The following is a 23,296-nucleotide window of genomic DNA, read 5'->3' on the forward strand; positions in this document are numbered from 1 at the left end:
TCCTTGCGGAATCCGATTTTGAGTCGGACGCGTCTACCAGTTCCGCCATAGGGGCAACGCGGCCGGCACTATAGCGAGGGATGAGGCGGCGTCAATCCGCGATTGCGGGCGTGTTGGAGAGAAGAGACTTTCTTCGGGTGCACGGGCGTCTCGCCGTTCTTGGGAGCGCCGCGCGTGCTGGCAGGGAAGAACGGGCGAGACGCCCGTGCACCCGGGGCTCACCCGCTCGCCAGGCCATGGATGTTGCCGTCGGGGTCGCGGAACCAGGCGAGTTCGAGGTCGCCGGTGCGGTGGATGTCGCCGTCGAGCGTGGTGCCGGGGATCTCGTAATGCTCGAAGGCGACGCCCTTGGCCTTGAGTGTTTCGACCAGGCTGATCATGTCGTCGCCCACCACCCAGGTCACGGCGGTGGCGTGGTTGGTGCCGGCATTGGTGGAGACGTAGACCAGCACGATCGAGGGGCCGGCCTTGTAGGCGATGGCGCTGCCGGCGTGCTCGAAGGCGATCTCCAGCCCCACCAGGTCCTCGTAGAAGCGTCGGGCCGTGGCGAGGTCGCGCACAGGCAAAGTGGCGACGGCGAGCTTTGCTCCCAGCATGGCGGTGCCTCCGGATCGCGCCTCTTGCAGTCCCGCTGCATCGGCCCGCGCCGAGGGCGCCGCCATGCCATGCGAGATGCGGTCACAAGGATAAGCCCGGCCGAGCGTGTTGGCACGTGCTTTCCTGGCAGATTGTTGCGGGGGCAAGGCATGTTCAGCCACGAGCGTGGCTAGTCTCGCTCCGTGAGCTCGGTGCATCCTTGCGATGGCGGGCGTGGATCAAAGCGGCGAATGCCCTGCAAGGTGAACACGATGTCATCTTGCCGAATCAGCTGCATTTCCGCCGCATTGGCTCCTATCCTCGATGGTTTGCCGCCGCTGCCCGCCAGTGGCGCCTGCAGGCCGTGCCCGCAAGTCCCGGCCGCCCCAGGCCCGCCTCCCTGCCGATGGCAAGGGAAACCAACGGAGATCCCATGCGCCTCGTCCGTTCCCCGCTCGCTTCGGCTGCCTTCGCCGCTTTCGTGACACTGGCGATGTTCGCCTCGCAGCAGGTCCTGGCGGAGGAGGCGGCCAAGCCGGCCGAAGCCTCCGCCGGCGCGGCGGCGGGCGCGGCACCACCCTGGCGGATCGGCATCTCCCTGCTGGGCGAGCCCAAACACAAGGAGGCGTTCGACCATTTCGACTACGTCAATCCGGATGCGCCCAAGGGCGGCCAGGTGCGGCTGGCGATCGGTGGCACCTTCGACAATTTCAACATCGCGCTGATGGCGATCAACGGTGTCTCGGTGAAGGGCAACATCGAGGCCGGTGTCACCAATGTCTATCAGAACCTGATGACCTCGGCGCAGGACGAGGCTTCCACCGAATATGGCGAGATCGCCGATGCCGTGCGCTTTCCCGACGATATCTCCTCGGTGACCTTCCGCATCAATCCCAAGGCGCGCTGGCACGACGGCACCAAGCTGACGCCGGAAGACGTGGTCTGGTCCTTCGAGGTGCAGAAGGCCAACAATCTGCAGACCGCGCAATATTATCACGACGTCACCAAGGCCGAGGTCAGCGCGCCCGATCAGGTGACCTTCACCTTCTCCACCAAGGGCAATCGCGAGCTGCCGCAGATCCTCGGCCAGCTCTATGTCATGCCCAAGCATTGGTGGCTGGCCAATGGGCCCGACGGCAAGCCGCGCAACGTCGCCAACACCACGCTCGAGCCGCCGCTCGGTTCCGGCCCCTATCGCCTCAAGAGCTTCGAGGCCGGGCGCGGGGCCGTCTATGAGCGAGTCAAGGACTGGTGGGGTGCCGACCTGCCCACCGCCAAGGGCCACTATAATTTCGACGAGATCCGCTACGACTACTACACCAACACCCAGCAGCTTCCGGAACTGTTCAAGAGCGATTCCTACGACTTCCGCCTGGAGAATATCATCGCCAACTGGATGACGCTCTACAACATCCCGGCGGTGACGGAAGGGCGTATCGTCAAGCAGGACTTCCCGTCCAACACCGTCGGCCGCATGCAGGCCTTCGCCTTCAATCTCAGGCGGCCGAAATTCCAGGATGTCAGGGTGCGCAAGGCCTTCAACCTGGTCTTCGATTTCGAGACGTTGAACCGCACGATCTTCTTCAACCAATACAAGCGCATCGGCTCCTATTTCGCCGGGCTCGACGAACTCTCCTCCAGCGGGCTGCCTGAGGGCCAGGAGCGCGACATCCTCGAAACGGTCAAGGACAAGCTGCCGCCGGAGGTGTTCACCATGCCCTATGCCAATCCGGTCAATGGCAGCGACGAGGTCCAGCGCGCCAATATCCGCGCAGCCATCGGCCTCCTGAAGGAGGCCGGGTGGGAGTTCAAGGACCGCAAGCTCACCAATGTGAAGACTGGCGAGGTGATGAAGGTGGAGATCCTGCTCTCCAGCGATACCTTCACCAGGGTCGCCTTGCCCTATGTCGAAAATCTCAAGCGTATCGGCATCGAGGCCTCGGTGCGGGTGGTCGACGACACGCAGTTCAACCAGCGCGAGAACAATCGCGATTTCGACATGATCCTGTTCGGCGTGGGCCAGACCCAGTCGCCCGGCAATGAGCAACGGGATTATTGGGGCTCTGTCGCCGCCGACAAGCCGACCTCGCGCAACATCATCGGCATCAAGGATCCCGCCGTGGATGCGCTGGCCGAACGCATCGTCTATGCCAAGGATCGGGCCGAACTGGTCGCCGCCACCAAGGCGCTGGACCGGGTGCTGCTCGCCGGAAACTATGTGGTACCGATGTGGTACAACGATGTCTGGCACACTTTGCGCTGGAACCGCTTCGGCCAGCCGGCCGTGCTGCCCACGCAGAGCCCGACCGGCGGTTTCCCCACCGTCTGGTGGTATGACCCGGCCCTGGCCGCCAAGACCGGGGCGGCCAAATAGCCTAGTCATCCCGCGCGCGATGCAGCATGCAATGCTGCTTCGCTGACGCGGGACCGCGCTCCGGGTAAAGGAGCGCTTTTCGTCTCGCGATCCCGGATCTGCGCCGCACCACTGCGTGCTGCAGCGCGTCCGGGATGACGACACCCATAAGGATCCCGCCCATGGCCGAACTCGACCGCCGCACGCTTCTGAAGACCGGCTTCTTCGGCGCAGCCTGTGCGCTGCTGCCGGCGGGCGCCTGGGGGCAGGAGGTCGAGAGCCATGGCCTGTCGACCTTCGGCGACCTGAAATATGGGCCCGACTTCAAGAAATTCGACTATGTGCGCGCCGACGCGCCCAAGGGCGGCGCCTTCTCGCAGCTGGTCTACCAGACCGGCTACAACCAGTCCTTCAACTCTTTCGACAGCCTGCACATCTACGTCCTCAAGGGCACGGGCGCGGTGGGGATGGACGCCACCTTCGCCACGCTGATGGCGCGGGCCGTGGACGAGCCGGATGCGGTGTATGGCTACGCCGCCCAATCGGTGGCCGTCTCAGCCGACAGGCAGACCTATCGCTTCCGCCTGCGCCCCGGCCTCAGCTTCCATGACGGCTCGGCGCTGACGGCGGAGGACTGCGCCTGGTCGTTCAACACATTGAAGGAGAAGGGGCATCCCTTCATCACCGAGCCGCTGCGCTTCTTCAAGGAGGCGGTGGCGGAGGCCCCCGACCTGGTGCGCGTCACGCTGCTGCCCGGGCGCGGGCGCTCGCTGCCCCTGATCGTCGCCGGCCTGCCGATCTTCTCGAAGGCCTGGTGGTCGAGCCGCGATTTCACCAAATCGACGTTGGAAGCCCCGCTCGGCAGCGGGCCCTACAAGGTGGGCAAGGTCGATGTGGGCGAAGCGATCAGCTATGAGCGCGTGGCGAATTGGTGGGGAGAGAGCTTGCCCGCCCAGGTCGGCACCAACAATTTCGACCGCCTGACCTGGTACTATTACCGCGATCCCTCGGTGTCCTTCATCGCCTTCGGCGCCGGCAATTATCGCTTCCGCGAGGAGACGAGCTCCGAGAACTGGGCCAAGGGCTACGACATCCCGCCCGTGCGCGACGGCCGCATCAAGCGCGAGACGGTGCCCGACCACACGCCCTCGGGCGCCCAGGGTTGGTATTTCAACACGCGCCGCGCCAAGTTTTCCGATCCCCGCGTGCGCCAGGCCCTCGGTTTCGTCTTCGATTTCGAATGGGTGAACCGGAATGTGATGTACTCGTCCTACCAGCGCACGGCCTCGATCTTCGAGAATTCGCCGCTGAAGGCCGAGGGCAGGCCCGGGCCGGACGAACTCGCTCTGCTGGAGCCCTATCGCGGCAAGGTGCCCGATGCCGTCTTCGGCGAAGCCCTGCTGCCGCCGGTCTCGGATGGCAGCGGTTTCGATCGCGCCAATCTGCGCACGGCGCTGGGGCTCCTCAAGGAGGCCGGCTGGAGCCTCGACAACCGCGTCCTCAAGAATGCCAAGGGCGAGGCCTTCACCATCGAGTTCCTGGAGGAGAGCGATTTCCTCTACAAGATCACGGCCCCGTTCATCCAGAGCCTGGGGCGGCTCGGCATCGCGGCGAGTTTCCGCGCCGTCGACTCCTCGCAATATCAGCGCCGCACCGATGCGTTCGACTATGACATCATCTCTCGCCGTGCCACTTACGGCCTGACCCCGGGCGAAGACATGCGCGGGCCTTTTTCCAGCCGGACGGCCGCCGTGCCGGGCTCGAGCAATATCTCCGGCATCGTCGATCCAGTGCTCGATGCCCTGATCGACGCCATCGCCGCCGCCGACAGCCGGGTCGCGCTCGTCGCGGCGTGCCGCGCCTTCGACCGCGTGCTGCGCGCGGGCTATTACTGGGTGCCGATGTACAACCGCCCGAACCACTGGCTGGCCTATTGGGACGAGTTCGAGCATGGCGACCCGGGCGTGATCTACGACCGCGGCATTCCCGATCTGTGGTGGGCCAAGAAGACGTAGTTTCCAGGGACCGCCGGCTTCCAGCCGGCTCTTCTTGATTCCCAGAGCCGGCTGGAAGCCGGCGGTCCCGGGGAAACGCAAAACGCCGGCCCGTTGCCGGGCCGGCGTCGAAATCCGTCAGAAGCGTCGGACTTACTTCTTGTAGTCGACGCGCTCGGCGATGCGGGCAGACTTGCCGCGGCGATCGCGCAGGTAATAGAGCTTGGCGCGACGGACCTTGCCGCGGCGGACCAGCTTGATGGAATCGATCATCGGCGAGTAGAGCGGGAACACGCGCTCGACACCTTCGCCGTAGGAAATCTTGCGGACGGTGAAGCTCTCCTGCAGGCCGCCGCCGTCGCGGGCGATGCAGACGCCTTCATAGGCCTGAACGCGGGTGCGCTCGCCTTCCTTCACCTTGACGTTCACGATGACCGTGTCGCCGGGCTGAAATTCGGGAATGTCCTTGCCGGCCGAAAGGCGGGCAATTTCTTCCTGCTCGATAGTCTGAATCAGGTTCATGATCATGTCTCCGCGCGTACCCGAAGGACGCATCTTGCTCTTACTTGAGGTGGAGGCGTGCCAATACGCCATTACGGAAGGCGAGTCCACCGAATTCGCACCTTCCGGGTGCGCGGGCGTCCCGCCCGTTCTTGGGACCGCTGTGCTCGACGATGGAAGAGTGGGCAAGATGCCCGTGCACCCGGGGGATCACCGCTTCTTCTTCGGCGGCGGTTGGCGCGCCTCATAGGCCGCCCACAGGTCCGGCCGGCGCTCACGCGTCAGCGCCTCCGCCTCGCTCCGGCGCCAGGCCGCGATGTTCTTGTGGTGGCCCGAGCGCAGGATGTCGGGAATCGCGCGGTCCTCGAAGGTGAGGGGCCTGGTGTAGTGCGGATATTCGAGCAGGCCGTTCTCGAAGCTCTCCTCGTCGCCGGAGGTGGCGCCGCCCATCACGCCCGGCAGCAGCCTGACGCAGGCGTCGATCAGCACCATGGCGCCGAGTTCGCCGCCCGAGAGCACATAGTCGCCGATCGAGACCTCGGTGAGGCCGCGCGCCTCGATCACCCGCTGGTCGATGCCCTCGAAGCGCCCGCACACGATCACGGCGCCGTCCCCGGCCGCCAGCGCCCGTACATGGGCCTGCTGCAGGGGCAGGCCGCGCGGCGACATCAAAAGGCGCGGGCGGCCGTCATCACCGAGGGCATCGATGGCCTGCGCCAGCACGTCGGCACGGATCACCATGCCCGGGCCGCCGCCGGCCGGCGTGTCGTCGACGGAGCGATGGCGTCCCTGGCCGAAATCGCGGATATTGCGCGTCTCCAGCGCCCAGGTGCCGGTTGCCAGAGCTTCGCCCGACAAGGAGATGCCGAGCGGCCCCGGGAACATCTCGGGATAGAGGGTGAGGATGGAGGCGCGCCACATGGACAATCTCGCTTGAGGTACGGGCGCCAAAGCCTTCTCCACGCAGTGGGGAAGGTGTCATTGCGCAGCAATGACGGATGGGGTGCAGCCCGCTAGTGCATTCTATCCGGAAGGGGCACCGCTAGCGGGCTGCACCCCATCCGACCCGACTTCGTCGGGCGCAGTAACATGTTCGCTCGCGAACATGTTACGGACTTCCCCACGGCGTGGAGAAGGCGAGTTGCGTTTCATACTTTACCCTTCGAGCAACCCCTTCAGCCTCTCGTCCGTGAAGTCCTTGATCGAGAACACGGTGTTCGGGCCGTCAAGGGCCGCATCGTCCAGCATGGTCTTGACGCCTACGGCACGCATGCCGGCATTGCGGGCGGCCTCGATGCCGAGCGGCGCGTCCTCGAACACCACGCATTGGCCGGGCGCCAGGCCCATCGCCTCGGCAGCGGCGAGGAAGAGGTCGGGATGGGGCTTGCCGCGATAGCCCATGGAGGGCGAGACCACGGTGACGAAATGGCGGCGCAGATCGAGCCCGTCGAGCACCAAAGCGGCATTCTCCGGCGTGGCGGCCGTGGCGACCGACATCTTCTGCCCGCGAGCCTCGCAGGCAGCGATCAGTGCCATCAGGCCCGGCATCGGCGCCATCTGGCTGCGATAGATCTCGCGGTAGATCGCTTCCTTCTCCAGGCCCAGCGTGTCGAGCTCATGCTCGCTCGCATCGGGCTTGACCATGCCGACCACTTCGCGATTGGCGCGGCCGGCGGTGTCGCGAAAGAAGCGTTCGCGGTCGAAGGGCAGGCCATGACGCTGATGCCAGGTTTCCCAGGCATCGTTGTGGACATGCATGTTGTCGACCAGCGTGCCGTCCATGTCGAAGATCAGACCGGCGACCGGCGTGCCGGCGAGCTGCCTGAAATCGCCGTCCAGGCTGCCGGTGGAACTGTGGTCAGCGCTCATCGTCGCCTGTCTCCTCGTTTTCATCAGCCGCCCCACCTTCCTCAGGCAGGATGACGACGATATGTCCGGCCTTGATATCCACCGCGGGCACGACGGCCTTGGTGAAGGGCAGCAGCAGGGGCTTGGCGCTGCCAGGCGCTTCCTTGGTGGCTTCGGGCGTGACCTCGATGATGTCGCCGGCACCGAAATCGAACAGGCCGGTGACCATGCCGATCTTGTGGCCGTCCTCATCGCGCGCGACGAGACCGATGAGGTCGGCATGGAAGAATTCGTCCTCGTCATCGGGCGTGCCCAGTGCCTCGCGCTCGACGAAGAGCTGGAGATTGACGAGTTGTTCGGCCCCGGTGCGGTCGCCGACGCCCTCGACCCGGGCGATCAGCACGTCCTTGGCCTGGCGCACGGTGGCCAGCTTGATCCGGCGTCCGGTCTTGGTGAGCAGGGGGCCGTAATTGGCGATGGCCAACGGCTCCTCGGTATAGGATTTCAGCCGGATCTCGCCCTTGAGCCCATGGGCTGCGCCGAAAACGCCGAGAAGAACCAGGTTTTGCGGGGCAGGGGGCATGGGGAGCCTTTAGCGAAGGGGCGCGAGATCCCCTCTCCCCAGTGGGGAGAGGGGTAGGGGTAGGGATCAGGCCTCGATTCGTTGAATCGCGCCATTGCAAGCGCAGCGACGCAATCGGGTTCCCGGCCTTTGACAAGCTGGATTGCTTTGCTGCGCTTGCAGTGACGCGCAAGCGGTTCTCGGGTGCGTAGGCCCTCACCCCCCGACCCCTCTCCCAAGTTGGGAGAGGGGAGCAGGATCAGCTTACTCGGCGGCTGCGCTGGCAGCAGCCTCGGCCTTCTTGGCCTTCTCGGCGGCGCGGTCCTGCGCCTTCTTGCCGGGAACGGCCTTGACTGGGTTGTTGCGGGCTTCGCGAGCCAGCAGGCCGGCATCGGCGAAGTGACGCAGCACGCGGTCGGTCGGCTGGGCGCCCTTGGCGATCCAGGCCTTGGCGGCTTCCAGGTCGACGGTCCAGCGCGACTTGCCCGAATCCTTGGCGATCATCGGGTCATAGGTGCCGAGCTTCTCGATGAAGCGACCATCGCGCGGGGAGCGCGAATCGGCAACGACGACCGCGTAGAACGGGCGCTTCTTGGCGCCGCGGCGGGCGAGACGGATCTTGAGGGACATGGGTAACTCCGTTTGTCAGTTTGTTCGTCGGTGAGGTGAAAAGGTTTCGGGCGGCTATTTCTTCTTGCCGCCGAAGGGGAAGCCCGGCGGCAGGCCGCCCGGCAATTTCGGTCCGCCGAGGCCGGGAAAGCCTGGCAGTTTGGGGCCACCCGGGCCGAAATTCGGCATCTGGGGCGGCAGCTTGGGCATTTCGGAGGGCAGGCCTGCCGGCATCTGGCCCTTGGCGAGGGCGTCCATGGCGCCGGGCGGCAATTGTGGCATGCCGCCGCCGAGGCCGAACATCGAGGCCATCTTGCCGAGCGCACCCTTCTTGGCGCCGCCCATCTTCTTCATCATGTCCGCCATCTGCATATGCATCTTCAGCAGGCGGTTGATCTGTTCGGGCGTGGTGCCGGAGCCGGCGGCGATGCGCCGCTTGCGCGAGGCCTTGAGGATCTCCGGCTTGCGGCGCTCCTCGGGCGTCATCGATTCGATGATGGCGCGCTGGCGCTTGAACAGCTTCTCGTCGAGATTGGCGTTGGCGAGCTGGTCCTTGATCTTGCCCATGCCGGGCAACAGGCCAAGCATGCCGGACATGCCGCCGATCTTCTCCATTTGGACGAGCTGCTCGCGCAGATCGTCGAGATCGAAGGCGCCCTTCTGCATCTTGGCGGCGATCTTGGCCGCCTTTTCCGCGTCAATCGTCTCGGCGGCCTTCTCGACCAGGGAGACGATGTCGCCCATGCCGAGGATGCGGTTGGCGATGCGGGCGGGGTGGAAATCTTCGAGCGCGTCGACCTTCTCGCCGGTGCCGACCAGCTTGATCGGCTTGCCGGTGACGGCGCGCATCGACAGGGCCGCACCGCCGCGGCCATCGCCGTCGAGGCGGGTCAGCACGATGCCGGTGATGCCTAGGCGCCCGTCGAAGGCGCGGGCGGTGTTGACGGCGTCCTGGCCGGTGAGGGCATCGGCGACCAGCAGCACTTCATGCGGCTCGGTGACGGCCTTGACCTCGGCGGCCTCGGCCATCAGCGCCTCGTCGACCGTGGTGCGGCCGGCGGTGTCGAGCATGACGACGTCGTAGCCGCCGAAGCGGGCTGCATCCATGGCGCGCTTGGCGATCTGCACGGCGGACTGGCCTGCGACGATCGGCAGCACGGAGACGTCGACCTGCTTGCCGAGCACGGCAAGCTGCTCCATGGCGGCGGGACGGCGGGTATCGAGCGAGGCCAGCAGCACCTTCTTGCCGAACCTGTCGGTCAGGCGCTTGGCGATCTTGGCGGTGGTGGTGGTCTTGCCGGAGCCCTGCAGGCCGACCATCAGGATCGGCACCGGCGGCACCGCCTGCAGGTCGATGGCCTGGCCCTCGCCGCCGAGGGTCTCGATCAGGACGTCGTTGACGATCTTGACGACCATCTGGCCGGGCGTCACCGATTTCAGCACCTCGGCGCCGATGGCACGGGCGCGGACCTTGTCGGTGAAGGAGCGCACGACATCGAGCGCGACGTCCGCTTCGATCAGCGCACGGCGGATCTCGCGCATGGCTTCGCCGACATCCGCCTCGGTGAGGGCGCCACGCCGGGTGAGCTTGTCGAGCACATCGGACAGACGTGCGGAGAGACCATCGAACATTCGTCTTTTCCTGTTTGGCTTCGAGAAAGATATCGGAGCCATCGTCCCGCAAGGCAAGGCGCACAACGCAAAACACGCCCGTGGGCGCATCGCGCTGACGGGCGTTGGCCTCCATCCTCCCGGGATGGTCGGCGGAAGGGCGTCTTACTGTGTAAGAACGGGGCGGGATGTAGGGGATATGGGGGCGAGAGTCAAGGAAAGAGGGTGTTTCACCCCTCATCCCCCTGCCGGGACCTCTAGTCAACTCAAGGGAGTTGACGACACCCGCAAGGGGATGAGGGGTGAAACGTCACCCTCCCAAAGTCACCTCTTCCCAAACCGCCGCCGATTTGCGCTAAGGGAGAAGACCGACACGAAACCCGAGACCCGCCTTGCCCCAGCTTGATGAGATCGTCACCGAAATCGCGCAGGAGATGGCCTGTTACAGCGACCGCGGCGAGGTGGCGAGCTATATTCCCGAGCTTGCCCGCATCGACCCCAAGCATTTCGGCATCGCCGTCATCGATGCCGAGGGCAACGCCCATGTCGGGGGCGACGGCGACATGGCCTTCTCGATCCAGAGCATCTCCAAGGTCTTCACCCTGACCCTCGCCCTCGGCAAGGCCGGCGACCGGCTGTGGCGCCGGGTGGGACGCGAGCCCTCGGGCAGCGCCTTCAACTCGATCGTGCTCCTGGAGAACGAGAAGGGCATCCCGCGCAATCCCTTCATCAATGCGGGCGCCATCGCCGTCACCGATTTGATCCTCTCAGGGCACCAGCCGCGCGAGGCCCTGGGCGAGATCCTGCATTTCATGCGCTTTCTCGCCGACGATCCCTCGATCGCCATCGACGAGGCAGTGGCCGCCTCCGAGCAGCGCACCGGCTTCCGCAACGCGGCTCTCGCCAACTACATGAAATCCTTCGGCGTGCTCGACAATCCCGTCGACTACACGCTCGGCGTCTATTTCCATCATTGCGCCATTGCGATGTCCTGCCGGCAGCTGGCGATGGCAGGGCGCTTCCTTGCCTGGCAGGGCCTCAATCCCTCCACCGGCCACCGTGTGGTGCAGGCCGAGCGGGCCCGCCGCATCAATTCGATCATGCTGACCTGCGGCCATTATGACGGCTCGGGCGAATTCGCCTATCGCGTCGGCCTGCCCGGCAAGAGCGGGGTGGGCGGCGGCATCCTCGCGGTGGCGCCGGGCAAGGCCTCGATCGCGGTGTGGGCGCCGGGGCTCGACGCCAACGGCAATTCCCATCTCGGCCGCATCGCCCTGGAGGCCCTCACCCGCCGCATGGGCTGGTCGATCTTCGGGGCGTGAGGCGAAGAAGCCGTGGCCATCGGTCGCCGAGCCAAGTAAAACACCTCCACCCAGAACATCCCCAATGCCAAAACAGGCTCGGAGGAACCCATGTCGCTCTCATACTATCAGGCCACCGTGCCGGTTTTCGTGCACACCTTGGACGCCCTCTCGGCCATTCTCGACAAGGCTGCTGCCTTTGCCGAGGCCAAGAAGGTTGACCCGGTGGTGATGTGCGGGCTCAGGCTCACCGCCGACATGCTGCCGCTCTCGCGCCAGGTCAGTACGAGCTGTGATTTTGCCAAGCTGTGTGTGGCGCGGCTTTCCGGCGTGGAGGCGCCGAAATTCAACGATGACGAGAAGGATTTCGCCGAGCTGCGCTCGCGCATCGCCAGGACGTTGGAGTTCATCCGCTCCGTGCCGCAGGCCGATGTCGAGGCTGGCGGCGGACGCGTGATCAGCCTGAAGATCGCCGGTACGCAGCGCGAGTTGAAGCCCGACGACTATCTCAACTTCTACGCCCTGCCGAATTTCTTCTTCCACGCCACAACCGCCTACGCCATCCTGCGCGCCAACGGCGTGGAACTGAGCAAGAAGGACTATCTCGGCCCGCTATTCGACTGACGGGCCAGGGGCCCAGGCGGGCCGCCTCGACAAAGCAGCGCAATCGATCCTAAAAGCGGTGATGCGCTTTCGCTTCGTCCACGCCGCCGATCTGCATCTCGACAGCCCCATGCACGGCCTGACGGCCCGCCAGCCCGAGCTGGCGGCGCTGTTCGCCCGGGCGACGCGCGAGGCCTTCGAGGCGCTGATCGACGAGGTGCTGGCTCGGCAGGCCGCCTTCCTGGTGATCTCGGGCGACGTCTATGACGGCGACTGGCGCGACTATCACACCGGCCTGTTCTTCGCCGCACAGCTGGCACGGCTGTCGCGCGCCGGCATTCCCACCTACCTGATCCAGGGCAATCATGACGCCGAGAGCCAGATCTCGCGCAAGGTGACGCTGCCGCCCCTGGTGCATTCCTTCGGCACCCGCAAGGCCGAGACCATGGAGCTGCCCGAGCTCAAGGTCGCCCTGCACGGACGCAGCTTCGCAGAGCGCTCCCTAAGCGACAATATCGTGCGCGATTTTCCGCCGACACGCCCGGGCTGGTTCAATCTCGGCTTGCTCCATACCTCGCTGGATGGTCGGGCGGGCCATGCTTCCTATGCGCCCTGCACCCTCGCCGATCTCAAGGCTCGCAATTACGACTATTGGGCGCTCGGACATATCCATGCCGCCGAAATCGTCGCCACCGATCCCCCTGTCGTCTTCCCCGGCAATCTCCAGGGCCGCCATGTGCGGGAAAGCGGGCCGAAAGGCGCCATGCTGGTGGAGGTCGAGGATGGCACCGTCGCCGCGCTCACGCCCCTGGTGCTCGACAAGGCGCGCTGGGGGCATCGCCGCGTGGCGATCGGCGAGGCCACGACGCTGGCCGAGGTGCTGGTACGGGTCGAGACTGCCTTGCGGGAGGAAATCGACGCGGCGGGCGAACGCCCGCTCGCTCTGCGCCTGACGCTGACGGGCGAAACCCCGACCCATGACGGGCTTGCTGCAGATGCTCAGCATTTGCGGGCCGAGATCCAGGCGGCGGCCGACCGGGTGAGCGAACGGCTCTATATCGAGCGCATCGAGCTTGCGACCACGTCCCCGCAAATCGCGGTGGACGAGACCGTGGGCTTTGCCGATCCGCAGGGCCTGCTGGCCGGGCTGGAGACGGAGCCGGATTTCAGCGAGGCGCTGGCCGGCATCGTCGAGGACATCCTCGCCAAATTGCCGGATGAGGTCCGCCAGGCCGTGCGTGGCGAGGAGATCGGCGCTGCACTGGTGGAGGAGGCGCGCGCCGTTGCCTTGGCGCGCCTGCGCCGCGGCGGCAGGGCCGGCGCCGGGGAGGCGGCATGAAGCTTACCCGTCTCGATCTCGACCGCTACGGCCCCTTCACCGGGACACATCTCGATTTTCGTCCCGATGCCGACCTGCACATCGTCTATGGCCCGAACGAAGCCGGCAAGAGCTCGGCACTGTCGGCGATCACCGACCTGCTTTATGGCTTCGAGCCGCGCAGCCCCGCCAACTTCAGGCATCGCTATGAGGATCTGAAGGTCGGCGCCGAACTGCAGCAAGCCGATGGCAGCGCCTTGCGGTTCTGGCGGCGCAAGCGGCTGAAGCATTCCCTCACCGACGCCGAGGACACACCGCTCGACGACGGGCTGCTCGAGCCGCTGCTGAGCGGCATCTCGCGCGAGGTCTTCCTGGCCGCCTTCGGGCTCGACCAGGCCGGCCTGCGGGAAGGCGCCCGCCAGATGCTGGCGGCCGAGGGCGAGGTGGGTGAAAGCCTGTTCGCCGCCGCTTCCGGCTTGAAGACCCTGGTCTCGGTCCGTGCCGGGCTGGAGGGCGAGGCGGACGGCTTGTTCGGCGCGCGCAAGTCGAGCAAGCGCGCCTTCTACGAGGCGCAGGAGCGCTACGACCAGGCCCGCCGTGCCTTGCGCGAGCGATCACTGCGGGCCGATGACGTGCGCGCCCTCGAAGCCGAGATCGAAGCCGGCGAGGCGCGGGCGCGCGCCCTGGCCGAGCAGCTGCGCCAGGCCGGCATCCGGCGCGCCCGCATCGATCGCGTCCGCCGCGTCGCGCCCCTGCTCGCCCGGATTGGCAAGGCCGAGTCGGCCCTGGCCGCTCTCGAGGCCCTGCCGGATCTGCCCGACGGTTTTGCCGCCGAGATCGAGGTGGCGCTGGCCCGGGCCGAGGCGGGGCGGGAGACCCTGGCGCGCCTCGAGCGGGAGGTCGAGGATGCCGAGCGGGCCCTGGCCGCGATCATCGTCGATGACGATGTGCTGGCGGCGGGCGAGGCGATCACGGCTCTCAACGAGGAGCGCGCCGCCCTGGCCAAGGCGATGCTGGACCTGCCGCGCCGGGAGGCAGAGGCACGGGAAATAGCCGATGACCTCGACGACCTCGCCCGGCGGCTCGGCCAGAAGAACCGGGCCGCCCTTTCGGCCCTGAGCCCGGACGATCTCGCTCTCGAACGTATCCGCGTGCTGGCCGAGCGCCGGCGCGAGATCGAGCGGGAGGCGGGCGAAAGCGCCCGCGCCGCCGAACGGGCCCGCGAAGCCATCGAGGCCCTGCAACGCAAGGCGGCTGCCTTCCAGGCGAGCGCCGATCCCGGTCCCCTGCGCCAGCGGCTGAAGGCCATGCAGCCGGCCCTGGCGGAAGCCGGCACCATCGAAGAGCAGGAAGGCGAATTGGCGCGCCGCCGCGCGTTGCAGCAGGAAAGGCTGGCGCGGCTGTCGCCGGCGGTGGCGGACGAGCACAGGCTCTGGGCCTGGCGCGAGCCATCCGAGGAAGCGATCGCCCAGGCCGAACGGGCCCTGGCGGCGCTGGAGAGCACGGCCCGGGAACAGGAAGCCGAAGTCCGGCGCCTGCGTGACGCCCTGGCGGAAGCCGACGCGCTCCTGGCCCAGACGGGGGACAGGGATGGACTGATCGACGATGCCATGCTGGCCCGCGAACGGTCGGAGCGCGATGCCTTGTTCGATGCCATCCTCAGCCAACCTTCGGCGGCGGCGGCAAAGGCCTATCGCAAGATCGTCGCTACCGTGGACGAACTTGCCGACCGCAGGCTGGCGCAGGCCGAGCATCTGGCTCGCCGGGAGGTGGTACGGCGGACGCGTGACAGGGACGCCGCGGCTCTTGCCCGGACCGAGGTCGGGATCGCGGCGCGTTTGCGTGAAAGCGAGCAGGTCAGTCAAAACTGGCAGGCCCTGTTCGCACCGCTGGGCTGCCAGGCGGAGACGCCGGTGGCGATGCGCCGCTTTCTGGTGGAACTGGCGCGGCTGCGCGAGGAACGCCAGGCGCTGCGGGATCTGGAGCTCAGGATCGAGCGGGGCCAGCGACGTCTGGCCGGGGAGCGGCCCGGCCTCGAGGCCCTTGCCGCCGAAATCGGCATTGCGGGTACGTCGACACAGAGCCTGCCCAGTCTGGTGCGGCTGATCGAGGATGGCCTCGCTGCGCTCGAACTCGGGGCCCGCGAGGCCCGCTCTCTCGCCGACCAGCTGGAAGCCAGCCGCACCGAGCTTGCCCGGGCGGAAAAATCGCGAGGGATGGCCGAGGCCGCCCGCGACGCCACCCGGGCGGATTGGGCAGCGGCTCTCGCCGTTCTCGGGCTGGCGCCGGAAGCGAGCCCCCAGGAAGCAGCCAAGGCGAGCGAGCTCTGGATCGCCGTGCAGGGCAAGCTGGCCCAGCTCGGCAGCCTGGAGCACCGCATCGCCAGTATTCTCGACGACAGCACCACCTTCGCGCAGCGGGCTGCCGGCCTCGTCGACAGGCTCCCCTCCGAGGCGAGCGGCGAGCCGGCGGAGACGGCTCTCGGCCTGATGGCGGCTCTGACGGCCGCCCGCGATGCGGCGATCCGTCGCCGCACTGCACGGGAAGGCCTGGATCGCTACCGCGAAGCGCTGGCCAAGGCGGGGATGGCTCAAGGCGGTCATGACGAGGCCATTGCCGGCCTGTCGGCCAAGGCCGGCCGCGAGCCAGCGGCGCTTGCCGCGCTGGCGGCCGATCTCGCCCTGCGCGCCGGCCTCGACCGTGAACTCGCGGCGGCCCGGGCCGAACTCGGCGGACAGGGCGACGGTTTGGAAGAGGCGGCTCTAAGGGCCGAAGTGGCCGAGATCGGCGTCGACGAGGCCGCGGGCGAGAGCGAGGCAGTGCAGGCCGAACTCAACGGCCTGATCGAAGCGGACAAGCAGGCGGCCCTGACCCTCGGGGAATTGCGGCGGCGGCGCGAGGCGATCGAGCGGGAAGCCGGCGCTGCCGGGGCGGCCCAGGCGTTGGAGGATGCCCGCAGCGACCTTGCCCGCATCACCCGTGACTATCTGGTGCTGAAGGCGGCTTCCCTGCTGCTCGAGGCGGGGCTTGAGCGCCAGCTCCGCTCCGAGCAGGGGCCATTGCTCGCACGGGCGGGCGGCCTGTTCGCCACCATCACCGCCGGCGGCTTTGCCGGCATCGCCACGCTCTATGACGAAGCCGACAGGCTGCGCCTGGCCGCACGCCGGCCCGATGGCGGCACCACCGACATCGGCGGCCTGAGCGAGGGCACGCGTGACCAGCTCTATCTGTCGCTACGCCTCGCCCATCTCGAAGCCATGGCGGCGCGGCGGGAGGTGCCGCCTTTCGTCGGCGACGATCTGGTGATGACCTTCGACGAGGAGCGCGTCGCCGCTGCGCTGCAGGTGCTGGCGGCCAAGGAATCGGGGCTCCAGAAGATCCTGTTCACCCACCATCGCCATGTGATAGAGATCGCCCGCGAACGCCTGGGACCGGCCGTCGACATCGTCGCGCTGGACCCGCAAAACCCGTCCGAAAGCTGACGGAAGCGTTCATAGTCCATTCAGCTTGTACCCCCTAAAGTGCATCCCATGAGTTCAAGGGCACAAAGCAGCTACCGATGGTGGCGCTTCTGGAGCGCCCCCCGTGAGGAATTGATCATGTTGAAGAAAATTCTCGCATCGGCCCTGGTTGTTGCCACTGTTGCCGGTGCCTCGATGGCGACCACCGGTACCGCCGAAGCTCGCTACGGCCGCGGCGGCGCCTTCGCCGGCGGTGCGGCAGCCGGCCTCGTCGGCGGCCTGCTCCTGGGCGGCGCGCTGAGCAACCGCGATCGCGGCTATGATTATGACGATGGCTATTACGAGCCCGCTCCGGTCTATGTGCAGCCCCGCTGCTGGTTCGAGCGCCAGCGCGTGCCGAACCAGTACGACTACGGCTATCATGTCGAGCGCGTGCGCGTCTGCCGCTAATCGAATTTCACGGTAGCGTCCCGGCACCGGCCCCGACAGGCGGCTGGCAGCAGGGCCCCGGAACCCCGCCGCGAGGCGGGGTTTTCATTTTCAAAAACCGGTTTGCTCCGGCGGGAATCTGCTCTAGAGCAAAGCCCGTTCAGACCGAGACGCGCTTTGCCCCAACTCCTCGTTGACATGCCTTTGCGTGCCCCGGCGATTTCGCCGGATCGCAAAAGGCTCTAAAGCGTCTTGCGATTTGGTGGAATCACCAAGAATCGCAAAGACGCGTCGGATCAACGAACTAGAGAAAAAAGCGTTCACGCCTGAACGCGTTTTGCTCTAGGGGGAGACCGGCACAGACGAAGCGCTCTGGCCGCGCGGAGAAAAAGATGGCACCGGTGGATTTCGAAGCCTTCGTGGATGAGCTCGCCAATGTTTCGGGCACCACGATCCTGCCCTTCTTCCGTTCGGCCCTGGCCACGGAAGACAAGTCCGGCGGCGGCAATTTCGATCCTGTCACGGAGGCCGACCGAGGCGCCGAGGCGGTGATCCGCCAGAAGATCCGAGCGATGTTTCCCAGCCATGGCGTGATGGGCGAGGAATATGGCTCCGAACGCCTGGATGCCGAATTCGTCTGGGTGCTCGACCCGATCGACGGCACCAAGTCCTTCATCTCCGGCATGGTCGGCTGGGGCACGCTGATCGGCCTCCTGCGCAATGGCCAGCCCTGCTATGGCATGATGCACCAGCCCTTCACGCGCGAGCGTTTTTCGGGCGATGGCGGCTCGGCCAAATATCGCGGCCCCGGTGGCGAGCGCGCCATGCGCACCCGCTCCTGCGCAGGCCTCGCCGACGCCGTGCTCTACACCACCAGCCCCCGCCTGATGGCCGAGGCCGATCGGGCCTTGTTCTCCGTCGTGGAAGAGAAGGTGAAGCTCTCGCGCTATGGCGGCGACTGCTATGCCTATGCCATGCTGGCGATGGGCCTGGTCGACCTGGTGATCGAATCCAACCTGCAGCCTTACGACATCACGGCCCTGATCCCGATCGTGGAAGGCGCCGGCGGCGTCATCACCACCTGGGATGGCGGTCCAGCCCAGGCCGGCGGCCGCATCGTCGCGGCGGGCGATGCGCGCGTGCATGCGGCGGCGCTTTCCCTGCTGCAGGCACAGGGCTGAGGATCTCCTGCGGTCCCGGACTTACGCCTGCGTGCCCGGCACGAAGGCGTCGAAGGCGGCCCAGAAGGCCTCGCGGATGGCGTCGCGTTCCTGGGTGATCTCGTGGCGCGAGCCGGGCAGGGTCAAGGTCCGGGTGGCATAGAGCTTGGCCGCGAAATGCTGGGCGGCCGGTGAGGAGACGACGTGATCGTCGCCCGCCAGCAGGACCAGGGTGGGGATCCGCCAATCCGCTCCGAAGCGCGGGTCGGCCAGCCGGTCCATCACCCGGAAGGCAGCCCGGACCCAGCCGATCGTCGGCCCGCCGATGGCAAGCTCGGGGGCGTCGCGGGCGATGCGGGCGGCGCGGTCATAGCGGGCCTTGTCAGAGGTCACCGGATTGCCGTCGAAAGGCTTGAGCCCGACCGGGCGGGGCGACCAGCCCGGCACGATCAGCCGTCCCAGCCCGAGCCCGCCGAGGAAACGGGCGAGCCAGCGCGCACCGGGGGGCTTGCGGTCGATCTCGATCATGGGCGCGGTGACGACGAGCCGATCGAACCAGATCGAGCCGGGCGGCAGATTGGCGAACAGGATGGCGCCGCCCATCGAATGGGCCAGCCCATAGAAGGGGCCGGGACATTCGGGCAAGGCGATCTTGCGCATGAAGGCATCGAGATCCGGCCCGAAATCGCCGAAATCGTCGATATGGCCGAGGCGGCCGTCGCGCAGCAGACGGCCGGATCCGCCTTGCCCCCGCCAATCGAGGGTTGCCACGGCAAAGCCCCGCGCCCGCAATTCGCGGATGAGTTCGAAATATTTCTCGATGAATTCGGAGCGCCCCTGGAACAGGCAGACCGTTCCCTTGGGATGCGGTGACAGCGAGGGCCAGCGCGCCGTGCGCAAAGTGATGCCGTCCCGGGTGGTGAGCGCCTCGACGATGGCGCCGGCCGGGCAGGGATTGTCGGGGCTGTCGTGGAGCCGGGGGCCAGTAGGCTGGAGCATGACTTGCTCCTTAGCATTTTTTGCCGCGGCAGCGTCAAATAACGAGCCCGCCCGCGCCGAGGGCGCAGGCGGGCTGCCGGACCGCTCCGGAGCACGCCGAGCTATCGAGCCAGGAACTGAACTTCGGCTCGAGCCTACCAGCGTGGACCACTCCAGGGACGCGGCGGGACCCAACTGTCATTGTCCCATTGTCGGGGCGGGCGAGCCCAGCCCAATTGCCGCAATCCCGTAATTTCGGTGGTATGGCCGTCGATGACGATGAGCACGCGCCCGCCTTCCGAACCCTCCGCCTCGGCGATATAACTGTCGCCGCGTACCCGCTTGATGACGACATTGTGGTATCCCCGGCCGGCGAGGCTCGAAATGATGGCGCGCGGTGGCAACAGGCGCGGATTGCCTGCCATGTCGGGTCCCTGGTCCGGTCCCTGGCCGATCTCGTCGGGAGCCTGGGGAAGGCCTCGACTGCGCCCCAGCGCCGGTGCCTGCTGTGGCGTCTGGGCATAATTATTCAGCGAATTTTGTGCGAAAGCAGCGTTCACGTCGGTCTGAAGGCCCAGGGTCAGCAGGGCCAGACCGGCAATCACCCCCAAAAGGGCTCGGCAGGGCATGAAGCTTCTCCAGACCAGATGCTAGAGCGCTTTGCGACCAGTCGGAATCACCGGAGGTCGCAAAGAGACGTCGAGACGAAACGTTGGCGCAGACGAGCATTCGATCGCGAATGCCCTTGACTTGAGGCGGACCATAACCGGATTAGTGTGAACAATCATGCAAGCACCCGTTCACGTGGCGTTCATCTTGCGTGGAGGATGCGCCCGTCGGGCCTCTCAGTCGAGAGAGGCGCCGAGATCGCGCAGATAGGCTGCCGCAACATGGGGCTGAACCGTGGCGGTGCGTACGATGTCCTCGAAACGGCGCGTCAACATGCGGATATGCTCGCTGGCATTGAGCACCAGGTAGGTCGGCCCGAGATAGACTGCGGCGCGGGAGTTGCCGAAGATGGTGAAGGGGGCCGAATAGGTCTGCCTGAGATCGTAGAGATTGAGCCGCAACGTCGGATAGAGCTCGTCCACCAGGCTGGCCATGGTGTTGAACTGGGCCTTGCGGGCGGCGGCATCGAAACCCTCCCATTGAGCGTGGCCCCTGGCGAAGAGTTCCAGCGCCTGGACGGAGACGCAGGCCTCCATCTCGCCGCCATCGCGGATGGAGGCAATGGTCAGCCGCCGCCGCTCGGCCAGTGCCGGCTTTGAATCGGGGCCGAGCGCCGCCGCATATTCGAACTGCATCACTTCGTCGGTCTTCAGGAAGTCGGGAAAGCTCATCGGCACGGTGCGCAGCTTGCGCCCGGCTGCCTCGGCATGCCAGCGCAGGAAGCGCTCATTGAAGGGAGCGTGGGCCTGGGTCTCGATGGTCAGCACGGCTTCCACCAGTTCCGCACCGATCTGCTCGCGCTGGCTCAGGCCCAGCAGCCAGTCGATCGAGATACGGCACCCCTTGGCGATGGCCGCCAAGGTTTCGGCCCGGGGCAGGCGGTCGTTCTCCGCCGAGAGCAATTGCGACAGAGTGGAGCGGTCGATGCCGACATGGCGGGCAAAGCCCGCCTGGTTGAGGCCCGTCTGGGCGATGACCCGTTCGAGTCGGTCACGAAAGCTCTGTGCCGCGGAGGGATGCGCCATTTTTTGCCCTGGATGTTTATATTGGTCAACAAAGAATAGAATAATCTACAAGAGAGAGCATTAGACGACAAATGTCAATGTTATGCGACAACACAATCCTTGTGTGATTTGGGCTTTCACCGCATCATCACTGTAATTGTGGAGTGATTTGAATGCGTAAGGCTGAGATTCAGGCGCGGCGGAGACGGAAGGCGGTCGAGTGGCCGACGGTCGTTCTTGCGTCTATAATCTATAGTCTTTGGGGGTTATTGACCTATTTTCATGCGGCAATCCCGCTCTGGATCTGGATCCCGCTCGGGGCCTGGACGGTCGCTTGGCACGCCTCCCTCCAGCACGAGGTCATTCACGGCCATCCGACCGCGAACCGCGCCCTCAACCGCTGGATCGGCTGCTGGCCGCTGCTCTTGTGGCTGCCCTATGAATCCTATCGCATCAGCCATCTGCTGCATCACCGGGACGAGCGGCTGACCGACCCGCTCGATGATCCCGAATCACATTACTGGACGCAGGAGCAGTGGGACCGGCTCGGCCGCTTCCATGCCTGGGCGATTCGCGCCAATTCCACCTTCCTCGGCCGGATGACCATCGGTCCGGCGCGGGCGATGTCGACCTTCCTCACCCGCGAAGCCCGCGCCGTATGGAATGGCGAGCCAATGCATCGCCGAATCTGGACCAGCCATGCCCTGCAGCTCCTGGTGGTGCTGGCCTGGCTGGTGCTGGTGTGCGATCTCAATCCGCTCGTGTATTTTGCAGCGATCGTCTATCCGGCTACGGCGCTGATGCTGGTGCGTTCCTTCGCCGAGCACCGTGCCGAGAACGAGGTGGAAGAGCGTACGGCCATCGTCGAGAATGCGCCGGTCTTCGGGCTGCTCTTCCTCTACAACAATCTGCATGTCGTGCATCACGACAATCCGATGATGCCCTGGTACGAGATCCCGGCCTGGTATCGCGCCAACCGCGAGCGGGTGATTCGCGAGAATGGCGGCCTGGTCTATGACGGCTATTGGGATGTAGCCCGGCGCTACTTCATCACCGAGCACGACACGCTGATCCATCCCTATGGGCGTGCGCCTGTGCAGGGATGAGTTGGACAGGGCCGGCTCGTCCGCCGGCCTGCCGTTCCTTGTCCGCCGGGATCTACAAAGACAAAGGGCAGGCTGTGAGCCTGCCCCGGGACGCCTGCTTGCTGAAAGCAGCCCTCTCTAGCGGGTCATCCGGATCTTGGCGCCCGACAGCGTGGCCGCGCCTTCATAGGCGCCGTCGCCCGTCGGGAACAGGCGCACAGCCGTACGGCCACCCGGCTCGAGCAGGTCGATCTCCTGGCCGCGCTGCTGCCAGGCATTGACCTTGGCGAGCGAACCGGCCTGGCAGCCCGAGGGGGAGGCGCGGTAGACGTCGAGCAGGGCCTGGCGCGTCAGCGAGATGTTGCAGCTGCCGCGTGCGGCATCGGAGATCTTCCAACTGCCGGAGATGCTGCTGGTAGAAGAGGGGCGCGGTGCTGTCGGCAGGGCTGCGACCTGGTTGCTCGGCGGGGCAAGCGAGGTGGACGGCGCAGCAGCGGTGCCGCCGGGCGTCGCCTCGCCGCCGGCGGGCGGCAAAGGCTGGGAGGTCACGTCCTCCGTCGGTGCCGCCATCAGCGGCTCCGGCGCCGGTACGGGCCGGCCGGCATCCGGCGGGGGACGTTGGGAACTGCCGAAATCGAAAGCGTCGCCAAGACGAGTGGATGACGCACACGACGCCAGCAGCAGGGCACAGGGTAGAATTGCCAGCGCGGAAAATCTCATCGGTCCATCCGGTCCCAGTCAGAGTTAACAGGTACTGCCAATATCAGATCGAGGCAGGTGGCGACAGCAAGAAGCGTAATGCCGCATGCGATAATCGGCCGGACAATCCCGCATACCGTAGGGGAAGTCGGATAGCGAGAATGCACGACCCTGTTGAGCTGGTTCTGTGTCGATTCTTTGATAGGCCGGATGATCTTAAGGCTTGCTTAAATCAATTCCGCCAAGGTGTGGCCTGAACGTCACACGTCCCGGAGAGACCCCATGGCTGCCCCAAGCGCCGTTGCAGTGCTGGTTGCCCTGTCGACGATGACGTCTGCAGCCGCTCCGATCGGCCGCGTCGACAGCAATCTCGAACTGCCCAAGCTCACGCTCCACGCGCCCGCCACGGTGCCGGCCGCCGCCTCGCCGCGGCTCGATCGCAACGAACTCGGCCGGCAGCCGCCGGTGGAAGACGTTGACGTCACCGGCCCGGTGCGGTGAGGAGAACCATCCGCGAGCCCCGGCCGGCATTCGG

General features: G+C 66.3%; 21 protein-coding genes. 10 read left to right on the plus strand and 11 right to left on the minus strand.

The annotated features are described in order from the left end of the window. Positions 1–218: 218 nt before the first annotated feature. A complete protein-coding gene (locus tag QM672_RS18650; protein WP_415084349.1) occupies positions 219–596 on the minus strand; it encodes a VOC family protein in 378 nt (125 codons plus the stop codon). Between the two features lie 473 nt (positions 597–1,069). Between QM672_RS18650 and QM672_RS18655 the strand changes: the two genes are divergently transcribed. Further along, positions 1,070–2,950: an extracellular solute-binding protein gene (locus QM672_RS18655; RefSeq protein WP_415084452.1), complete on the plus strand. Its 1,881-nt coding sequence runs from the start codon at positions 1,070–1,072 to the stop codon at positions 2,948–2,950. A 161-nt stretch (positions 2,951–3,111) separates the two neighbouring features. After that, positions 3,112–4,944, plus strand: a complete 1,833-nt coding sequence (locus tag QM672_RS18660; RefSeq protein WP_415084351.1) for an extracellular solute-binding protein — start codon at positions 3,112–3,114, stop codon at positions 4,942–4,944. Between the two features lie 132 nt (positions 4,945–5,076). Here QM672_RS18660 and rplS read toward each other — a convergent pair whose 3' ends face one another. The 6 genes from rplS to ffh all read right to left on the minus strand — a co-directional run bounded on the left by rplS (position 5,077) and on the right by ffh (position 10,075). Continuing rightward, complete coding sequence (gene rplS / locus QM672_RS18665) at positions 5,077–5,445, minus strand: 50S ribosomal protein L19 (protein ID WP_068291206.1); 369 nt, start codon at positions 5,443–5,445, stop codon at positions 5,077–5,079. 189 nt (positions 5,446–5,634) lie between these two features. Continuing rightward, a complete protein-coding gene (trmD, locus tag QM672_RS18670) occupies positions 5,635–6,345 on the minus strand; it encodes a tRNA (guanosine(37)-N1)-methyltransferase TrmD (RefSeq protein ID WP_415084353.1) in 711 nt (236 codons plus the stop codon). A 234-nt stretch (positions 6,346–6,579) separates the two neighbouring features. Next, the gene (locus QM672_RS18675; protein ID WP_367626241.1) at positions 6,580–7,293 is read right to left on the minus strand and encodes an HAD family hydrolase; all 714 of its coding nucleotides are present in this window, start codon (positions 7,291–7,293) and stop codon (positions 6,580–6,582) included. Continuing rightward, entirely contained in the window at positions 7,283–7,855 is a 573-nt protein-coding gene (gene rimM, locus QM672_RS18680; RefSeq protein WP_415084356.1) for a ribosome maturation factor RimM, read from the minus strand. Before rimM ends, QM672_RS18675 begins: the two co-directional genes overlap by 11 nt. Positions 7,856–8,098: 243 nt before the next feature. Further along, the gene (gene rpsP, locus QM672_RS18685; protein ID WP_311934490.1) at positions 8,099–8,464 is read right to left on the minus strand and encodes a 30S ribosomal protein S16; all 366 of its coding nucleotides are present in this window, start codon (positions 8,462–8,464) and stop codon (positions 8,099–8,101) included. 54 nt (positions 8,465–8,518) lie between these two features. After that, positions 8,519–10,075, minus strand: coding sequence for a signal recognition particle protein (gene ffh, locus QM672_RS18690; protein WP_311934491.1), 1,557 nt, complete (start codon positions 10,073–10,075; stop codon positions 8,519–8,521). A gap of 371 nt (positions 10,076–10,446) precedes the next feature. On the opposite strand from ffh, the gene QM672_RS18695 reads away from it, so the two are divergent. The 6 genes from QM672_RS18695 to hisN all read left to right on the plus strand — a co-directional run bounded on the left by QM672_RS18695 (position 10,447) and on the right by hisN (position 18,347). Continuing rightward, positions 10,447–11,376: a glutaminase gene (locus tag QM672_RS18695; protein ID WP_415084359.1), complete on the plus strand. Its 930-nt coding sequence runs from the start codon at positions 10,447–10,449 to the stop codon at positions 11,374–11,376. Between the two features lie 90 nt (positions 11,377–11,466). After that, a complete protein-coding gene (locus tag QM672_RS18700) occupies positions 11,467–11,979 on the plus strand; it encodes a DUF1993 family protein (RefSeq protein ID WP_311934494.1) in 513 nt (170 codons plus the stop codon). Positions 11,980–12,040: 61 nt separating this feature from the next. Continuing rightward, positions 12,041–13,297: a metallophosphoesterase family protein gene (locus tag QM672_RS18705; RefSeq protein ID WP_367626235.1), complete on the plus strand. Its 1,257-nt coding sequence runs from the start codon at positions 12,041–12,043 to the stop codon at positions 13,295–13,297. Then, positions 13,294–16,758 (plus strand): AAA family ATPase, encoded by a 3,465-nt coding sequence (locus tag QM672_RS18710; RefSeq protein WP_415084362.1) that lies wholly within the window; start codon positions 13,294–13,296, stop codon positions 16,756–16,758. Before QM672_RS18705 ends, QM672_RS18710 begins: the two co-directional genes overlap by 4 nt. Positions 16,759–16,875: 117 nt before the next feature. Further along, complete coding sequence (locus tag QM672_RS18715; RefSeq protein WP_156771603.1) at positions 16,876–17,187, plus strand: hypothetical protein; 312 nt, start codon at positions 16,876–16,878, stop codon at positions 17,185–17,187. A 371-nt stretch (positions 17,188–17,558) separates the two neighbouring features. Beyond that, entirely contained in the window at positions 17,559–18,347 is a 789-nt protein-coding gene (gene hisN, locus QM672_RS18720) for a histidinol-phosphatase (RefSeq protein WP_311934497.1), read from the plus strand. A gap of 21 nt (positions 18,348–18,368) precedes the next feature. Here the strand turns inward: hisN and QM672_RS18725 are convergent, their stop codons facing one another. The 3 genes from QM672_RS18725 to QM672_RS18735 form a co-directional block, all read right to left on the minus strand. Continuing rightward, a complete protein-coding gene (locus QM672_RS18725) occupies positions 18,369–19,325 on the minus strand; it encodes an alpha/beta fold hydrolase (RefSeq protein WP_415084364.1) in 957 nt (318 codons plus the stop codon). A 134-nt stretch (positions 19,326–19,459) separates the two neighbouring features. Then, a complete protein-coding gene (locus QM672_RS18730; protein WP_415084366.1) occupies positions 19,460–19,933 on the minus strand; it encodes a hypothetical protein in 474 nt (157 codons plus the stop codon). A gap of 216 nt (positions 19,934–20,149) precedes the next feature. Next, on the minus strand, positions 20,150–20,998 hold the full coding sequence (locus tag QM672_RS18735) for a helix-turn-helix domain-containing protein (protein ID WP_311934500.1): 849 nt from the start codon (positions 20,996–20,998) through the stop codon (positions 20,150–20,152). A gap of 248 nt (positions 20,999–21,246) precedes the next feature. Here QM672_RS18735 and QM672_RS18740 point away from each other — a divergent pair, with 248 nt between their 5' ends. Then, positions 21,247–22,083, plus strand: coding sequence for a fatty acid desaturase (locus QM672_RS18740; protein ID WP_415084368.1), 837 nt, complete (start codon positions 21,247–21,249; stop codon positions 22,081–22,083). 117 nt (positions 22,084–22,200) lie between these two features. Here QM672_RS18740 and QM672_RS18745 read toward each other — a convergent pair whose 3' ends face one another. After that, positions 22,201–22,782 carry an AprI/Inh family metalloprotease inhibitor gene (locus tag QM672_RS18745; protein WP_082979895.1) on the minus strand — a complete coding sequence of 194 codons (582 nt, stop codon included), beginning with the start codon at positions 22,780–22,782 and terminating at the stop codon, positions 22,201–22,203. 261 nt (positions 22,783–23,043) lie between these two features. Here QM672_RS18745 and QM672_RS18750 point away from each other — a divergent pair, with 261 nt between their 5' ends. After that, a complete protein-coding gene (locus QM672_RS18750) occupies positions 23,044–23,262 on the plus strand; it encodes a hypothetical protein (RefSeq protein ID WP_311934502.1) in 219 nt (72 codons plus the stop codon). Positions 23,263–23,296: the final 34 nt, after the last annotated feature.

The organism is Labrys sp. (in: a-proteobacteria), from assembly GCF_047605565.1.
GTDB lineage: Bacteria > Pseudomonadota > Alphaproteobacteria > Rhizobiales > Labraceae > Labrys > Labrys neptuniae.

Coding starts and splice junctions, on each gene's coding strand:
- QM672_RS18700 (WP_311934494.1), top strand. CDS start 11,467: ATGTCGCTCTCATACTATCAGGCCACCGTGCCGGTTTTCGTGCACACC.
- QM672_RS18725 (WP_415084364.1), bottom strand. CDS start 19,325: ATGCTCCAGCCTACTGGCCCCCGGCTCCACGACAGCCCCGACAATCCC.
- QM672_RS18715 (WP_156771603.1), top strand. CDS start 16,876: ATGTTGAAGAAAATTCTCGCATCGGCCCTGGTTGTTGCCACTGTTGCC.
- QM672_RS18750 (WP_311934502.1), top strand. CDS start 23,044: ATGGCTGCCCCAAGCGCCGTTGCAGTGCTGGTTGCCCTGTCGACGATG.
- QM672_RS18730 (WP_415084366.1), bottom strand. CDS start 19,933: ATGCCCTGCCGAGCCCTTTTGGGGGTGATTGCCGGTCTGGCCCTGCTG.
- rimM (WP_415084356.1), bottom strand. CDS start 7,855: ATGCCCCCTGCCCCGCAAAACCTGGTTCTTCTCGGCGTTTTCGGCGCA.
- ffh (WP_311934491.1), bottom strand. CDS start 10,075: ATGTTCGATGGTCTCTCCGCACGTCTGTCCGATGTGCTCGACAAGCTC.
- rpsP (WP_311934490.1), bottom strand. CDS start 8,464: ATGTCCCTCAAGATCCGTCTCGCCCGCCGCGGCGCCAAGAAGCGCCCG.
- QM672_RS18660 (WP_415084351.1), top strand. CDS start 3,112: ATGGCCGAACTCGACCGCCGCACGCTTCTGAAGACCGGCTTCTTCGGC.
- QM672_RS18705 (WP_367626235.1), top strand. CDS start 12,041: ATGCGCTTTCGCTTCGTCCACGCCGCCGATCTGCATCTCGACAGCCCC.
- hisN (WP_311934497.1), top strand. CDS start 17,559: ATGGCACCGGTGGATTTCGAAGCCTTCGTGGATGAGCTCGCCAATGTT.
- QM672_RS18710 (WP_415084362.1), top strand. CDS start 13,294: ATGAAGCTTACCCGTCTCGATCTCGACCGCTACGGCCCCTTCACCGGG.
- QM672_RS18735 (WP_311934500.1), bottom strand. CDS start 20,998: ATGGCGCATCCCTCCGCGGCACAGAGCTTTCGTGACCGACTCGAACGG.
- QM672_RS18650 (WP_415084349.1), bottom strand. CDS start 596: ATGCTGGGAGCAAAGCTCGCCGTCGCCACTTTGCCTGTGCGCGACCTC.
- QM672_RS18745 (WP_082979895.1), bottom strand. CDS start 22,782: ATGAGATTTTCCGCGCTGGCAATTCTACCCTGTGCCCTGCTGCTGGCG.
- QM672_RS18655 (WP_415084452.1), top strand. CDS start 1,070: ATGTTCGCCTCGCAGCAGGTCCTGGCGGAGGAGGCGGCCAAGCCGGCC.
- trmD (WP_415084353.1), bottom strand. CDS start 6,345: ATGTGGCGCGCCTCCATCCTCACCCTCTATCCCGAGATGTTCCCGGGG.
- rplS (WP_068291206.1), bottom strand. CDS start 5,445: ATGAACCTGATTCAGACTATCGAGCAGGAAGAAATTGCCCGCCTTTCG.
- QM672_RS18675 (WP_367626241.1), bottom strand. CDS start 7,293: ATGAGCGCTGACCACAGTTCCACCGGCAGCCTGGACGGCGATTTCAGG.